Raw genomic sequence first — 15,900 nt, 5'->3', positions numbered from 1 at the left:
TTTTTTATTTTTCTTTCTCTATATCAATACTAATTTCAAGTACGGTATCAAAAGAGACTGTGTCTACTTTAAAGCGGTATATACGATCGTAATGTTTGTACGTTTTATTTTCGATGACTTTTTTGAGCAGGTCTTTATTTTTTGCGATGCTTTGAATGTTTTTCGTTAAAAGATGCTGGAGATCATTATGGATAGAAGTGGTCATGTTTTCAAGTGTAAGATTGTCTAAATCATATTTTTTTCGATTTATAATTTTTATTTTGATTTCTTGAATTGTTAAGAGCCGTTTATTTTCTGTGTTCAATTTCTCTTGGTCTTCGAGAAGGACGTGGAGTTTTGCTTCTTGTTTTTCGATAATTTCTTTTTGTTCTGCTATTTTACTAGTTTGTTCTTCTTGAAAAACACCGTATATGTACAAAAAAACAAACCAGCTCAAAACTCCTCCAACAGCAGCGCCAGCTAAAACTAAATACCACCTTTTGGCTGTATTGGCACTGGGTACTCTCATACATGTTCCTGTGTAAGCCATTTAATAATAATAAGACCAGTTTGCATACCGCCAGTTGCAAAAAAAATAAGGAGAATTTGTTTTACGATATCTTTCATATCTCCGCCAAAGAAGCTTCTTTCAAAGCTATAAAAGGTATCGAACGTTCCGCCAATTGCTGCAACGAGTGCCCAAATCCTTAAATTTTGGGCGAATTGATTAATATAAGTTAGAGTTGGTTTTCCGATGAGAAATGCACCAAATCCGCCTATTAATGAACCACCAAGTATAACTCCAAAGGCAATAAAATAACTAATAATAAGCAGAGAGAAAAAAGTATGTTCTCTTACATCCATCGTCATTCCCCTTTCTTCTTCATATATATGGACAAAGTATGAGAAGTATGTTTTGATTTCCGCTTTCCTCATCACCTATAATAAAAGTAGTCACATAGGTAAAGAGAGGGTACAACAGTGAAGTTTGTGCATTTACAATGTCAAACCGTTTTTAGTTTATTAAAAAGTGCTTGTAAAATTGATGAGCTTGTCATTCGGGCGAAAGAGCTTGGATTTTCATCGCTGGCCATTACAGATGAAAATGTTATGTATGGAGTTATTCCGTTTTATAAAGCATGCAAGAAAAATGGTATACAGCCTATTATCGGCTTAACAGCTTCTATTTTTAGTGAAGAAGAAGAAAGGTCTTATCCACTTGTCTTACTTGCTGAGAATGAAATAGGCTATCAAAATTTATTAAAGATCTCTAGCAGCATTATGACGAAGTCAAAAGAAGGTATCCCGAAGAAGTGGCTTGCTCATTATGCGAAAGGGTTAATTGCAATTTCACCAGGGAAAGACGGAGAGATTGAACAGCTATTATTAGAAGACAAAGAGAGTCAGGCTGAAGAAGTAGCTCATACGTATCAAAATATGTTCAGCAATTTTTATATAAGTTTGCAGCATCATGCAATTCAAGATGAACTGCTTTTACAAGAAAAACTGCCTGAATTTATTAATAAGGTAAACGTTCCAGTCGTTGCAACAAATGATGTTCGCTATATTAATCAAAGTGACGCACTTGTTCATGAATGTTTATTATCTGTTGAAGGCGGAACGAAAATGACTGATCCAGATAGACCGAGAATGAAAACGGATCAGTATTATTTAAAGTCATCGGATGAAATGGGAGCACTATTTTCTCATGCTGAGGAAGCGGTTCAAAATACAATAACAATCGCGGAACGTTGCCAAGTAGAAATTCCTTTCCATGTAAATCAATTACCGAAATTTCCTGTTCCATCTAACGAGACGAATGATACGTATTTGCGCCGTGTTTGTGAAGAAGGCTTGCAGAAACGCTATGGTACGCCGAAAGAAGCGCATATAGGACGTTTGGATCATGAATTAAATGTTATTTCTCGTATGGGATTTAGCGATTATTTCCTCATCGTATGGGACTTTATGAAATATGCACATGAAAATCATATTTTAACTGGGCCAGGCCGTGGATCGGCAGCTGGTTCACTCGTTTCTTACGTATTGGAAATTACAGATATTGATCCGATTGAATATGAATTATTATTTGAAAGGTTTTTAAACCCTGAACGTGTGACACTTCCAGATATTGATATTGATTTTCCAGATATAAGACGTGATGAGATGATTCGATATGTGAAAGATAAATATGGTCAGCTTCGTGTTGCTCAAATTGTAACGTTCGGAACTCTTGCAGCGAAAGCCGCAATTAGAGACATTGCTCGTGTAATGGGGCTCCTGCCAAGAGATATTGACATATTTTCAAAACTTATCCCATCAAAGCTTGGTATAACGTTAAGAGATGCATATGAGGAATCGCAATCGCTCCGTGAGTTTATACAAGGGAATCTGTTACATGAGCGTGTGTTTGAAATTGCAAAACGTGTAGAGGGATTACCGCGTCATACGTCTATTCATGCAGCTGGCGTTATTATGAGCCAAGAACCGTTAACGGGAAGTGTAGCGATTCAAGAAGGGCATAACGATGTTTATGTTACGCAATATCCAGCTGATGCATTAGAAGAACTTGGATTGCTCAAGATGGACTTTTTAGGCTTACGTAATTTAACGTTACTTGAAAATATTATAAAATTTATTGTTGAAAAAACTGGGAAACAAATTGATATAAGAAATTTACCTCTGCAAGATGAAAAGACGTTTCAATTGTTAGGAAGAGGGGATACAACAGGTGTATTCCAGCTTGAATCAGGTGGTATGCGAAATGTACTTCGTGGGTTAAAACCGAATGAATTTGAAGACATAGTCGCTGTTAACTCGTTATACAGACCAGGACCGATGGAACAAATTCCAACCTTTATTGAATCGAAGCATGGGAAAAGACGAATTGAATATTTACATCCGGATTTAAAGCCGATTTTAGAAAGAACATACGGCGTAATTGTATACCAAGAACAAATTATGCAAATCGCATCGAAGTTAGCTGGATTTTCGCTTGGAGAAGCAGATTTGCTGCGCCGTGCAGTGAGTAAAAAAAATCGTGATATTTTAGATCAAGAACGTAAGCATTTTGTTCAAGGTTGTTTGGAAAACGGATACGATGAGACATCTTCAGAACAAATTTATGATTTAATTGTAAGATTTGCGAATTACGGTTTTAACCGAAGTCACGCTGTAGCTTACAGTATGATCGGATATCAGCTTGCATATTTAAAAGCAAATTATACGCTGGAATTTATGACTGCGTTATTATCAAGTGCAATTGGAAATGAAGATAAGATTGTGCAGTATGTACGAGAAACGAAGCGGAAAGGTTTTCACGTTTTACCGCCGTCTCTTCAGAGAAGTGGTTACAACTTCCAAATAGAAGGAAATGCGATTCGATATAGTTTACTTTCGATTCGGAATATCGGAATGGCTACCGTGACGGCATTACTCGAAGAACGAGAGGAAAAAATGTTCGAAGATTTATTTGAGTTTTGTCTTCGTATGCCATCAAAATTTGTAACAGAGCGAAATTTAGAAGCGTTTGTCTGGTCTGGTTGTTTTGACGGTTTTGGTGTTTCGAGGACGACGTTATGGAGAAGTCTTAAAGGAGCGTTGGAGTATGCAAATCTTGCACGTGATTTTGATTTAGGGGATGCTGTTCCGAAATCAAAATACGTACAAGGAGAAGAGCTATCCTTTATTGAACAGTTAAATAAAGAGAAGGAAGCACTCGGTTTTTATTTATCTAGTTATCCGACAGCGCAGTATGCGGAACTAGGAAAAGAATTAGAAATTCCATCTCTTGCTCAGGCGATGCGACATAAGAAAAAAGTACAAAGAGCGATCGTATATATAACAAGTGTGAAAGTTATTCGTACGAAAAAGTTGCAAAAGATGGCGTTTATTACATTCTGTGATCAAAATGATGAAATGGAAGCCGTTATTTTTCCAGAAACGTATATACATTTTTCGGACAGGTTACAAGAAGGTGCAATCGTTTTAGTTGATGGTACGATCGAGCAAAGAAATCATAAGTTGCAATGGATCGTGAATGGACTATATCCGCTAGAAGAAATGGATGTTTATGAAGGAATGAAAGAAGCATCTGTTTACGTGAAATTGCCGTCTCAATATGAAAAAAAGCTTGTAAATCAAGTTACAAAAATATTGTTTGATTATTCAGGTTTTACGAAAGTACTAATTTATTATGAAAAGGAACATAAAATGGTACAATTATCTCGAAGTTTATCGATTCATCCAAGTGAAGAATGTCTAGGAGCACTTCGTGAAATTGTCGGTGACGAAAATGTCGTTGTGAAAATATAATGGACAATTTCCCTACACTTCGATTATTATAGTAGTAGTGTTCGTGGTCAGACCACTTGGAGAAAATGATATCAGCAAGCATAATTTGAGGAGAGTGGATAGTTTGTCAACACTTCGTGAAGAAGCACTTCACATGCATAAAGTGCATCAAGGAAAATTAGAAACTGTATCAAAAGTAAAAGTAGAAAATGCAAAAGATTTAAGTCTTGCATATTCTCCAGGGGTTGCAGAGCCTTGTAAAGAAATTTATGACGATAAAAGTAAGGTATATGAATATACAATGAAGGGAAATATGGTAGCAGTTGTGACAGATGGAACGGCTGTACTTGGTCTTGGTAACATTGGACCTGAAGCATCTCTTCCAGTAATGGAAGGTAAAGCTGTATTATTCAAGAGCTTTGCTGGTGTAGATGCATTCCCGATTGCCTTAAATACAAACGATGTAGATAAAATTGTTGAAACTGTAAAATTAATGGAGCCAACTTTTGGCGGTGTAAACTTAGAAGATATCGCAGCGCCAAACTGCTTCGTTATTGAAGAACGTTTGAAAAAAGAGACAAACATTCCAATATTCCATGATGATCAACACGGAACAGCTATCGTAACAGTAGCAGGCCTTGTGAACGCGCTGAAGTTAGTTGGAAAGAAAATGTCTGACATTAAAGTTGTCGCAAATGGTGCAGGTGCAGCAGGTATTGCAATCATTAAACTTTTATATCGCTATGGTGTACGTGACGTTATTATGTGTGACCGTAAAGGTGCAATCTATGAAGGTCGTCCTGTCGGTATGAATCCGGTGAAAGATGAAGTTGCAAAATATACAAATAAGAGTCGTATAGAAGGTTCTTTAGCTGACGTTTTACAAGGTGCGGACGTATTCATTGGTGTATCTGCAGCAGGTGCATTAACTGAAGAGATGGTTCGTACAATGAATGACGATGCAATTATTTTTGCAATGGCGAATCCGGTTCCAGAAATTATGCCAGAATTGGCAAAAGCAGCGGGCGCAGCTGTTGTTGGAACAGGTCGTTCTGACTTCCCGAACCAAGTAAATAATGTACTAGCGTTCCCAGGGATTTTCCGCGGTGCACTTGATGTACATGCGACACAAATTAATGAAGAAATGAAGATGGCAGCTGTACAGGCCATTGCAGAGCTTGTATCAGAGGATGAGTTGAATGCAGATCATATCATTCCAGCACCATTTGACGCGCGTGTAGCGCCTCAAGTAGCGGCTTACGTTGCGAAAGCAGCAATGGAGACAGGAGTAGCTCGCCGTCAAGTAGATCCAAATGAAGTCGCTGAGAAAACAAAACAATTAGCGCTGATTGGTAAAGAATAAGCGAGGAATTTCCATTGACATCATCAAATACAAAAGTATATCTCGAAATTGTAAAAAAAATCCGTTCCATTATGGAAGAGGATTGTTTAGTAGCAGGGGATCGTTTGCCATCTGAGCGTGAGTTAAGTTCACGCTTAAATGTTGGACGTTCCTCTGTAAGAGAAGCATTACGTGCGTTAGAACTGGTAGGATTAATTGAAACGAGACGTGGTGAGGGAACGTTTATTCGAAACTTTTACGATAACGGTCTTGTACAATTAATTGCTCCGTTCTTGCTGCAAGATGAGAAAACAATTCGTGATTTATTACAAACAAAACGATTGCTTGAGAAAGATATGATTCGACTTGTATGTAATTTACCGAAAGAAACGTTTTCTGAAGTACTAAGTAAATTACACCAAGTGCTTGAAGAAAATGAAAGCTCAATTCCGGTGCTTCATCAAACGTTCTTTAAAACACTTATTGAACAATTCAATAATTATTTACTCTATCGCATTTGGATGATCGTAAATGATTACGTTGCAACTCTTTCTTGTGAAGTTTCAGGAGATTCTATCGAAATGTATAGAAAGCTTTATGCTACTTTGGAAGTGAAACAAGAAAATGATGCATTAAAAATTTACGATGAATTAGTAGAGAATATACAGTTTCACTCGTAATGTATAAAATTTGTCGAAATGACCATGACACGTTATGACAAACATTCTACCGCATAGCGGTTAAAGTTAAACGTAAAGAGAGAGGTTATTAGACAGATTGAGAAGATAAGGCTAACATCAAACATTGGTGTTAGCCCCATTTTCTTCTTACGCTAACCTTAGCTCTCAATGAAGGGGGTCAAATTGTGCTAAGAGATTTATTCGTGAAAAAGAAAAAGTACGCTGCAATACCTTCAGAACAAGTACGAAAAGATGTACCAGATGGCGTTATGACAAAATGTCCGAAATGTAAAAAAATCATGTATACGAAAGAGCTTCTTAAAAATTTAAAAGTATGCGTGAATTGTGGATATCATCATCCGATGAATGCATGGGAACGCCTTGATAGTATATTGGACGAAGGTTCATTTCGTGAGTATGACAAAGAGATGGTTTCACTAAATCCACTTGAGTTTCCGGGATATGAAGAGAAACTAGAAAACGATCGTAAGAAGACTAAATTGAATGAAGCGGTTGTAACTGGTGAAGGAACAATTGATGACATGCTTGTTGTTGTTGCAGTAATGGATTCTCGTTTTCGAATGGGCAGCATGGGCTCTGTTGTAGGAGAGAAAATTGCCCGTGCGGTTGAAAAGGCATACGACTTACAAGTTCCATTTATTATCTTTACTGCTTCGGGTGGTGCTCGTATGCAAGAAGGGATATTAAGTTTAATGCAAATGGCAAAAACAAGCGTAGCTTTGAAAAAGCATAGTAATGCAGGGGGGTTATTTATTTCTGTTATGACTCACCCAACGACGGGCGGGGTTTCAGCGAGTTTCGCTTCACTTGGTGATTACAATCTTGCAGAGCCAGGTGCACTTATCGGATTTGCTGGTAGACGCGTAATTGAACAAACAGTGCGTGAGAAACTACCGGAAGATTTCCAAACGGCAGAATTTTTACTAGAGCACGGTCAATTAGATGCGGTGGTGCATCGTGATGATATGAGAGAATCACTCCGTAAGATTTTAGAAGTTCATCAAGGGGGGGAAATGGCTGTATGGCAGAGCTAGAATTTGAGAAACCAGTTGTTGAGCTAAGAAATAAGATTCGTGAACTGAAAGACTATACGAAAAACAGCCAGATGGACTTCAGTGAGGAGATTCGTATTTTGGAAGACAAGCTAGAAAAACTAGAGGAAGATATATACGGCAATATGAAAGTATGGGACCGTGTTCAAATTGCTCGTCATGCAGAACGACCGACAACGCTCGATTATATTGAGCACTTATTTACTAATTTTTTTGAATGTCATGGAGATCGCCTATTTGGCGACGATGCAGCGATTGTCGGCGGCATTGCGAAATATAAGGGGATGCCCGTAACTGTAATTGGGCACCAACGCGGAAAAGATACGAAAGAAAATATTCGTCGTAATTTTGGGATGCCTCATCCAGAAGGATATCGAAAAGCACTGCGTCTAATGAAACAAGCGGAAAAGTTTAATCGTCCCATTATTTGTTTCATCGATACGAAGGGAGCTTATCCTGGTAAAGCAGCTGAAGAACGTGGACAAAGTGAGGCAATTGCCCGTAATTTATTTGAAATGGCGGGTTTAACTGTACCTGTTATTTGTATCGTTATCGGTGAAGGTGGTAGCGGTGGTGCGTTAGGTCTTGGAGTAGGAGATTACATTCATATGCTGGAAAATTCCACTTATTCTGTTATTACACCAGAGGGTGCGGCGGCGATTCTTTGGAAAGATGCTGGTAAAGCAAAAGAAGCTGCAGAAGCGATGAAAATTACAGCATTAGATTTGAAAGAATTAGGTGTAATTGACGAAATTATTCCAGAGGCAAAAGGCGGAGCACATCGTAATGTTTTGAAACAATCAGAAAATATAGATTTAATGCTTAAGAAAACTTTTGAACAATTAAGCGGAATTTCGAAAGATGAATTAATCGAAAAACGTTATGAAAAATATATGAAAATTGGGCAAGTTTCGTTTTCAAACGCTTCCATTGGGATAAAATAAGAAAAGCGTGCGTTCCTCTTCGCGAATGCACGTTTTTATTATGAAAAGACACATCTTCTCCATTGTGTTTTTGTATTTTTTCGTGTTATTTTATTATAAGGCAAATAATCTTTATGAGGTGAGTACAAATGAAACGTATTGGTGTATTAACAAGTGGTGGAGATTCACCTGGTATGAATGCTGCCATTCGTGCAGTTGTTCGTAAAGCGATTTTCCATGATATTGAAGTATATGGTATTTACCATGGATACGCTGGTTTAATTTCTGGTCATATTGAAAAATTAGAACTTGGTTCTGTTGGCGATATTATCCACCGTGGTGGTACAAAATTATATACAGCAAGATGTCCTGAGTTTAAAGACCCAGAAGTACGACTAAAAGGAATCGAGCAATTAAAGAAACATGGTATTGAAGGACTTGTCGTTATTGGTGGAGATGGTTCGTACCAAGGCGCAAAAAAATTAACTGAGCAAGGATTCCCATGTGTAGGTGTACCAGGTACAATCGACAATGATATCCCTGGAACAGACTTCACAATTGGTTTTGATACAGCTTTAAATACTGTTATTGATGCAATTGATAAAATCCGTGATACAGCTACATCTCATGAACGTACATATGTTATCGAAGTAATGGGACGTCACGCTGGAGATATCGCATTATGGGCTGGTTTAGCTGATGGTGCAGAAACTATCTTAATTCCAGAAGAAAAGTATGACATGGAAGATGTTATCGCTCGTCTGAAACGCGGTAGTGAACGTGGTAAAAAGCACAGTATTATCGTTGTAGCTGAAGGTGTTGGAAGTGCAATTGACATCGGTAAGCACATTGAAGAAGCAACAAGCTTTGATACTCGTGTAACTGTATTAGGTCACGTACAACGTGGTGGATCACCAAGTGCACAAGACCGTGTATTAGCTAGTCGTCTTGGCGCAAGAGCAGTTGAATTATTAATTGCTGGTAATGGCGGACGTTGTGTTGGTATTCAAAATAATAAACTTGTTGATCATGACATTATCGAAGCGTTAGCTCAAAAGCATACAATCGATAAAGATATGTATCAATTATCTAAAGAATTATCTATCTAATTGGCTTAATGCCTTGTATTTGGGAACGGTTTCATAATTTTCGGAGGTGCAATATGCGTAAAACTAAAATTGTATGTACTATAGGTCCTGCTAGTGAAAGTATTGAGAAATTAGAGCAATTAATGGAAGCGGGTATGAACGTTGCTCGTTTAAACTTCTCTCATGGTAGCCATGAAGAGCATGGAGCTCGTATTAAAAATATTCGTGAAGCTTCAAAGAAAACTGGTAAAACAGTTGGTATCTTACTTGATACAAAAGGTCCAGAAATCCGTACACATGACTTCGTAGACGGACAAGCTGAGCTTGTAACAGGTGCAGAAGTAATTCTTTCTACTGAACAAGTATTAGGAACTGCAGAGAAGTTCTCTGTATCTTATGCTGGTCTTTATGATGATGTTGATCCAGGTTCTCGTATTCTAATCGATGACGGTCTTATCGAACTAGAAGTAATCGAGAAAGCTGACGGAAACATCCGTACAAAAGTATTAAACAGCGGAACTGTAAAAAATAAAAAAGGTGTTAACGTACCAAACGTAAGCATTAAGCTTCCTGGTATCACTGAAAAAGACGTGCAAGATATCGTTTTCGGAATCGAGCAAAAAGTTGATTTCATCGCAGCATCTTTCGTACGTAAAGCATCTGACGTATTAGAAATTCGTGAATTATTAGAAGGGCATAACGCTCAATACATCCAAATTATACCAAAAATCGAAAACCAAGAAGGTATCGACAACATCGATTCAATCTTAGAAGTTTCTGACGGTTTAATGGTTGCTCGTGGTGATATGGGTGTAGAAATTCCACCAGAAGAAGTACCATTAGTACAAAAACGTCTAATCAAAAAATGTAACGTATTAGGCAAACCAGTTATTACTGCAACACAAATGTTAGATTCTATGCAACGTAACCCACGTCCAACTCGTGCGGAAGCAAGTGACGTAGCAAACGCAATCTTCGATGGCACAGATGCAATCATGCTTTCTGGTGAAACTGCAGCGGGTCAATACCCAGTAGAATCAGTAACAATGATGGCGAACATTGCAGTACGTGTTGAAAAATCATTACAATACGAAGATATGTTCAAAAAACGCATTAAAGAGTTCACTCCAACAATTACAGATGCAATTAGCCAATCTGTTGCGCATACAGCACTTGCTCTTGATGTAGCTGCAATCGTAGCTCCAACAGAAAGTGGACATACTGCGAAAATGATCTCTAAATACCGTCCGAAATCTCCAATCGTAGCTGTGACATCTGACGAGCAAGTAGGACGTCGTCTTGCACTTGTTTGGGGTGTTCAAGCATTTATGTCTGAGAAACGTGCAGCTTCTACTGACGAAATGTTAGATACAGCAATTCAAACAGGTATGGATGCGGGTCTAATCGGACTTGGAGATACTGTAGTAATCACTGCTGGTGTACCAGTTGCTGAAACTGGTACAACAAACTTAATGAAAATCCACGTTGTTGGTGAAAAAGTTGCTAAAGGGCAAGGAATCGGTCGTAAATCTGCAAAAGGTAAAGTAGTTGTAGCGAAAACAGCTGCTGAAGCTGTAGCGAACGTAAACAAAGGTGATATCCTTGTTACGACAAGCACTGATAAAGATATGATTCCTGCAATTGAAAAAGCTGCTGCTCTAGTTGTAGAAGAAGGCGGTCTAACAAGCCATGCAGCTGTTGTAGGTGTATCAATCGGTATTCCTGTTATCGTTGGTGTAAACGGCGTAACAACAACTTTAAAAAATGGCCAAGAAGTAACAGTTGATGCAGCACGCGGAATTGTTTATAATGGACATGCGGAAGTGCTATAAGAAGTAATACGGAGAGAAGGATCGGAGTCCTTCTCTTTTTTTTACACAAAAAAGGATAGAGATAGCTTTAAATACCTGAAATCGCTTTGAAAAACGTTTATTATAATGTTTAGCGGGAAGAGGGTTATTTGTCCTTTGTGAAGCTTGTATGAGCGTTTTAAGGGGCTTATAAGGGGGTTTGCAAGGGTGATAATTTCAAACCTTTTAAATGAAATATGAAGGAGTGCGAGCTATGAAGTGGTTACTGTTCTTACTTATTTTAGTGCCGGCGATTGAGATTACGGTGTTAATAGGATCGAGTCATGTAATAGGTTTATGGTCTACGTTCGCTATGATTGTATTTACGGGTATTGTGGGTGTATATTTGGCGAAACGACAAGGGTTTAAAGTACTTAGAGAGATTCAATTTAGGTTAAATAGAGGAGAAATGCCGGGTGATGCGGTTCTAGATGGTATTTTTATATTCGTAGGAGGTATTCTTTTAGTACTGCCTGGATATGTGACGGATATAATAGGTTTTATCTTTGTTGTTCCTATAACGAGGGCTTTATTGAAGCCGGCTGTTATGAAGTGGATTGATTGGAAATTTAGAAAGAGAACTACTATTATTGTTCAGAAATAACGCGTAGATTATAGCGATCTACGCGTTATTTTTTTATTTGCTATTTATAGTCAATTGTTAGCTTCCTGCTCGGGTTGGATTTTTGTTAGTTATTAAACGATAGGATGCAGAGGGTTCTTGTGAATGAAAAGTGTTACATTAGGATGATGTTTTTTGCTTGTAGTAAGATTCGACTAGTGAGCAGAAGTTAGACAGGAGAAGAAAAATTACTGATCAAAGGGTTCATCTGCCTCATTTTGTATATTTATTCATTTACATAAAAAGTAATAAATGTAAGTAATAATTATGAAATGTATAGAATAAAAATGTATTTTTCCCCTAAAATATGCGTTTTCATGCAAAAAAATAAGAGGATTATCCTTTTTTAGGAAATTCTCTTATAGATGTAGGTAGTGCAAAAAAGTACAGTGAATAATCAGTGGGAATTTCCCACTGATTACAGTTGATTTTTTATTGTGTATGAATTAGGAAATATTATTTTGATGGTGAACCCTTAATGAATTTCCATAAGTCGTGGAATACATGAGCTTTGTGTAATGTATTAAGTAGTACTAATATGACTGGACCGATGATTAATCCTAAAAAACCAAAGAGCTTAAAGCCGACAAATAGAGCGATGAGTGTCGCTAATGGATCTAGTCCAATATTAGATGAAAGTACTTTTGGCTCCATGATTTGTCTTTGGACAATCACGACGATGTATAGGATGAGAAGACCGATGGCGAATGCAGTATCGCCTGTGAAAAATACGTATATAACCCAAGGAACGAAGACGGCTCCAGTTCCTAAATACGGGAGTAAATCTACAACCCCTGTAATAATCGCGATAGTAATTGCGTATGGCACGCGTAATATTAAAAGGCCGATTAGTACAATGATAGTTGTCATAGATACGAGTGTAAGTTGCGCTTTAACAAAACCAAACAAAGCTTTTCTTAAATCGACAAAAATAGTTTTTCCGTATCCATGCACACGATTAGGTAGAAGTTTTCTTACTTTATGAGCAAGACGGTGCCAATCGTAACTAATGAAGAAGGTGGCTAATAAGACGAAGACAAGGACAGTTAAAGTTGTTGGTAATGCACTAATGAAATTTGTTAACCCACTTATAATGGCGGTTAAAAGTTCTTTCATTTGTGTCGTTGCTTCGGTGCCTAAGTTTTGAATGTTTTGTGTAATAGTGTATCGCTGTGGTTCTCCGAGATGATTAAATTTAGAGATTAAATCATCATAGAGAGGCATAATATGGTTAAGTGCAAATTGTTGGGCGAATGCAACGATATCTGGAAACTTTACTGTAACAATTTGTAGTAAGTACGTTGTGGCAGATATTGCTTCAGTTACAAGGTATGTAACAAGTCCAACGATAGCTCCGAATACGAGAATTAAGCTAACGAGTACCGCTAAGGCGCGAGGGAATTGTAGCTTTTGATTAAGGAAATTGACGACAGGATTAATCAAATAAGCGAATGCAAAAGCGATAATAAAAGGGTAGATAAGGCCTGACATGTACAGCAATGCATAGAACCCAACTACCGTTGCTACAATGACAAATATGAGTCGTAATATCATATATAGTAAGTTTCGGTTCAAAGATGTATACCTCCCATTCCAATTTGGATTATCCTAATTCGTTCAACTTATAACTAGTGAGATTCACTGATCAAAGTTTCACTTTATGTTATAGTGGAATGATGGATTTTTCCTGCTTTTTCAATATATGAGTGACCGGAAAAGCTTGGTGTTGATGCTTCTACTATATGGTAAAAACTTCATTTTCTCTTCTTTTTATTTTACCTGTTTCTTAATAGAAAAGAAAGGAGAGACGGCCGTTTCTAAAAATGTATACATGCTTAAATTTTTGATGGTTAGAGTTTCAGTTTGTCATTTTAAAATATGAAAAAAATGAAGTGGTTATTGTTGCATATACATCGATATAGCATGTATAACGATAAGTTTAAAGGTATTTTTGTTTGGAAGCGAGTTCATTATTTTCAGAAAGGAAGTGCAAACATGATTAGTCAGTCAACGTTATTTTTATTCATACTACTTATTATAGGACTTATTGCTAAAAACCAATCGCTTACTGTAGCTATTGGAGTGTTATTCTTATTGAAATTTACGTTTTTAGGAGATAAAGTCTTTCCTTATCTACAAACGAAAGGGATTAACCTTGGTGTAACAGTCATTACAATAGCAGTGCTCGTACCGATTGCGACAGGAGAAATAGGCTTTAAACAACTCGGAGAAGCAGCGAAATCGTATTATGCATGGATTGCTTTAGCCTCAGGTGTGGCGGTCGCTTTGTTAGCGAAAGGCGGCGTACAATTATTGACGACGGACCCACATATTACAACCGCACTTGTTTTTGGGACAATTATAGCTGTAGCTTTATTTAATGGAGTCGCTGTAGGTCCATTAATTGGGGCTGGAATTGCCTATGCAGTTATGAGTATTATACAGATGTTTAAATAAGGAATTTTATAGTAATATAAAATTTTTGAATTCTTTCTGTTCACAAAAGTCAGATAATTGTTTATAATAGGATTAGAAACTTTGAAAAGTTACATAACAGCAGAGACTTTACACCAGATAAAATAAAAACAACATAAAACAATTTTATAATGATATTGTTTTATGTTGTTTTTATCATAAACTCTTCGGAATTCATTTTCCTCACTAACTTGTTGTTCTGAGCGTGAGGATTCGGGGAGACATTCACGCTCATGCTTTCCATTTAAGCAATGGACAATAAGAGGGGAACATCGCAATAAATTTGCATGAACGTGCATTTTGCTTGCCTAAAGAGTGAACGAGCGTTCATAATTTATAAGGGGAGCAAATAGATATAAGGAGCAAGGTTGGGAGAATTTTCAGGAAAAGGAGAGAATGTCATGACTGTTATTCGAGGTTTAGAAGGGGTAGTAGCAACAACATCATCTGTGAGCTCTATTATTGATGATACATTAACTTATGTTGGGTATAATATTGATGATTTAGCTGAGAATGCTACGTTCGAAGAAGTAGTGTACTTATTATGGCACCGCAAGCTTCCTAACGAAAAAGAACTAGCGGAATTTAGTGGAACAGTATCTGAATACTATAAAGTACCAGGTGAGATTTTAACATATTTGAAACAAGTAGATTTAAAAATCGCGCACCCGATGTCGGTTTTACGAACTGCGATTTCCATGCTATCATTATATGATGAGAGCGCTGAAATAATGGATGGAAAGTCTAATTATTTGAAAGCGGTTAAATTACAGGCTCAAGTCGGAACTTTAATTGCGGCTTATGCAAGAATTCGCAAAGGTTTAGATGTTGTTGAGCCAAGAAAAGATCTATCATTAGCTGCAAACTTCTTGTACATGTTAAATGATCGTGAGCCAAATGAAGTTGAAATTGAGGCTTTTGATAAGGCACTTGTACTTCATGCCGATCATGAGTTAAACGCTTCTACATTTACTGCACGTGTTTGCGTAGCTACACTTTCAGATGTGTATTCTGGTATTACAGCAGCAATCGGTGCATTAAAAGGTCCTCTTCACGGTGGGGCAAATGAAAATGTAATGAAGATGTTAACTGAAATTGGCGAAGAAGAAAATGTAGAATCATATATTCATAATGCTCTTCAAAATAAAGTGAAAATTATGGGATTTGGTCATCGCGTATATGAGCATGGTGATCCACGCGCGAAACACTTACGCGAAATGTCTAAGAGATTATGCGTGCTTTTAGGAGAAGACAAATGGTATAATATGTCTATCAAAATTGAAGACATTGTAACAAAAGAAAAAGGTCTTCCACCAAATGTTGATTTCTATTCAGCTTCTGTATACCATTGTTTAGGAATTGACCATGACTTATTTACACCTATCTTTGCAATTAGCCGTATGTCAGGCTGGTTAGCTCATATTCTAGAACAATATGAAAACAACCGTTTAATCCGTCCGCGTGCTGATTATGATGGACCGACACATCAAGTGTACGTTCCGCTAGCGCAACGATAAGCGAAAAACACTATTTTGATAGTGAAAATACGCTTTCAAAAGTCTGATTTTTTTGGGA

Annotated in this window: 13 protein-coding genes; 10 read left to right on the top strand and 3 right to left on the bottom strand. The window is 37.4% G+C overall.

Annotated features, from left to right (window positions below; translation table 11 throughout):
• Positions 1–4 precede the first annotated feature (4 nt).
• Positions 5–508 carry a sporulation membrane protein YtrI gene (gene ytrI / locus ABH960_RS06060; RefSeq protein WP_002088948.1) on the bottom strand — a complete coding sequence of 168 codons (504 nt, stop codon included), beginning with the start codon at positions 506–508 and terminating at the stop codon, positions 5–7.
• Entirely contained in the window at positions 505–918 is a 414-nt protein-coding gene (locus tag ABH960_RS06055) for a YtrH family sporulation protein (RefSeq protein ID WP_002015507.1), read from the bottom strand. Before ABH960_RS06055 ends, ytrI begins: the two co-directional genes overlap by 4 nt.
• Positions 919–960: 42 nt before the next feature.
• On the opposite strand from ABH960_RS06055, the gene dnaE reads away from it, so the two are divergent.
• From dnaE to ABH960_RS06015, 8 genes are all read left to right on the top strand, one after another.
• Positions 961–4,293, top strand: a complete 3,333-nt coding sequence (dnaE, locus tag ABH960_RS06050) for a DNA polymerase III subunit alpha (protein ID WP_033707218.1) — start codon at positions 961–963, stop codon at positions 4,291–4,293.
• Between the two features lie 133 nt (positions 4,294–4,426).
• Complete coding sequence (gene ystJ / locus ABH960_RS06045) at positions 4,427–5,635, top strand: NADP-dependent malic enzyme (RefSeq protein ID WP_161793975.1); 1,209 nt, start codon at positions 4,427–4,429, stop codon at positions 5,633–5,635.
• A 14-nt stretch (positions 5,636–5,649) separates the two neighbouring features.
• The gene (locus ABH960_RS06040; RefSeq protein ID WP_002129364.1) at positions 5,650–6,294 is read left to right on the top strand and encodes a FadR/GntR family transcriptional regulator; all 645 of its coding nucleotides are present in this window, start codon (positions 5,650–5,652) and stop codon (positions 6,292–6,294) included.
• A 185-nt stretch (positions 6,295–6,479) separates the two neighbouring features.
• Entirely contained in the window at positions 6,480–7,349 is an 870-nt protein-coding gene (gene accD / locus ABH960_RS06035; protein ID WP_002015500.1) for an acetyl-CoA carboxylase, carboxyltransferase subunit beta, read from the top strand.
• Entirely contained in the window at positions 7,337–8,311 is a 975-nt protein-coding gene (gene accA, locus ABH960_RS06030) for an acetyl-CoA carboxylase carboxyl transferase subunit alpha (RefSeq protein ID WP_000818787.1), read from the top strand. Before accD ends, accA begins: the two co-directional genes overlap by 13 nt.
• Positions 8,312–8,439: 128 nt before the next feature.
• Positions 8,440–9,399, top strand: a complete 960-nt coding sequence (gene pfkA / locus ABH960_RS06025; RefSeq protein ID WP_002034288.1) for a 6-phosphofructokinase — start codon at positions 8,440–8,442, stop codon at positions 9,397–9,399.
• Between the two features lie 53 nt (positions 9,400–9,452).
• Positions 9,453–11,210, top strand: coding sequence for a pyruvate kinase (pyk, locus tag ABH960_RS06020; protein WP_002088940.1), 1,758 nt, complete (start codon positions 9,453–9,455; stop codon positions 11,208–11,210).
• A 232-nt stretch (positions 11,211–11,442) separates the two neighbouring features.
• Complete coding sequence (locus ABH960_RS06015; protein ID WP_002088939.1) at positions 11,443–11,832, top strand: FxsA family protein; 390 nt, start codon at positions 11,443–11,445, stop codon at positions 11,830–11,832.
• A 474-nt stretch (positions 11,833–12,306) separates the two neighbouring features.
• Here ABH960_RS06015 and ytvI read toward each other — a convergent pair whose 3' ends face one another.
• Entirely contained in the window at positions 12,307–13,425 is a 1,119-nt protein-coding gene (gene ytvI, locus ABH960_RS06010) for a sporulation integral membrane protein YtvI (RefSeq protein WP_002088938.1), read from the bottom strand.
• 420 nt (positions 13,426–13,845) lie between these two features.
• On the opposite strand from ytvI, the gene ABH960_RS06005 reads away from it, so the two are divergent.
• On the top strand, positions 13,846–14,307 hold the full coding sequence (locus tag ABH960_RS06005) for a DUF441 domain-containing protein (protein WP_000625507.1): 462 nt from the start codon (positions 13,846–13,848) through the stop codon (positions 14,305–14,307).
• A 386-nt stretch (positions 14,308–14,693) separates the two neighbouring features.
• A complete protein-coding gene (citZ, locus tag ABH960_RS06000; protein WP_002015492.1) occupies positions 14,694–15,842 on the top strand; it encodes a citrate synthase in 1,149 nt (382 codons plus the stop codon).
• Positions 15,843–15,900: the final 58 nt, after the last annotated feature.

Origin of the sequence: Bacillus sp. RC252, from assembly GCF_044909215.1 — a bacterium.
In the GTDB taxonomy this organism is placed as follows: Bacteria; Bacillota; Bacilli; order Bacillales; family Bacillaceae_G; genus Bacillus_A; species Bacillus_A mycoides.
This window is presented reverse-complemented; position numbering and strand designations above follow the sequence as displayed.

Coding starts and splice junctions, on each gene's coding strand:
- ytrI (WP_002088948.1), bottom strand. CDS start 508: ATGAGAGTACCCAGTGCCAATACAGCCAAAAGGTGGTATTTAGTTTTA.
- accA (WP_000818787.1), top strand. CDS start 7,337: ATGGCAGAGCTAGAATTTGAGAAACCAGTTGTTGAGCTAAGAAATAAG.
- ABH960_RS06015 (WP_002088939.1), top strand. CDS start 11,443: ATGAAGTGGTTACTGTTCTTACTTATTTTAGTGCCGGCGATTGAGATT.
- ystJ (WP_161793975.1), top strand. CDS start 4,427: ATGCATAAAGTGCATCAAGGAAAATTAGAAACTGTATCAAAAGTAAAA.
- ABH960_RS06005 (WP_000625507.1), top strand. CDS start 13,846: ATGATTAGTCAGTCAACGTTATTTTTATTCATACTACTTATTATAGGA.
- pyk (WP_002088940.1), top strand. CDS start 9,453: ATGCGTAAAACTAAAATTGTATGTACTATAGGTCCTGCTAGTGAAAGT.
- pfkA (WP_002034288.1), top strand. CDS start 8,440: ATGAAACGTATTGGTGTATTAACAAGTGGTGGAGATTCACCTGGTATG.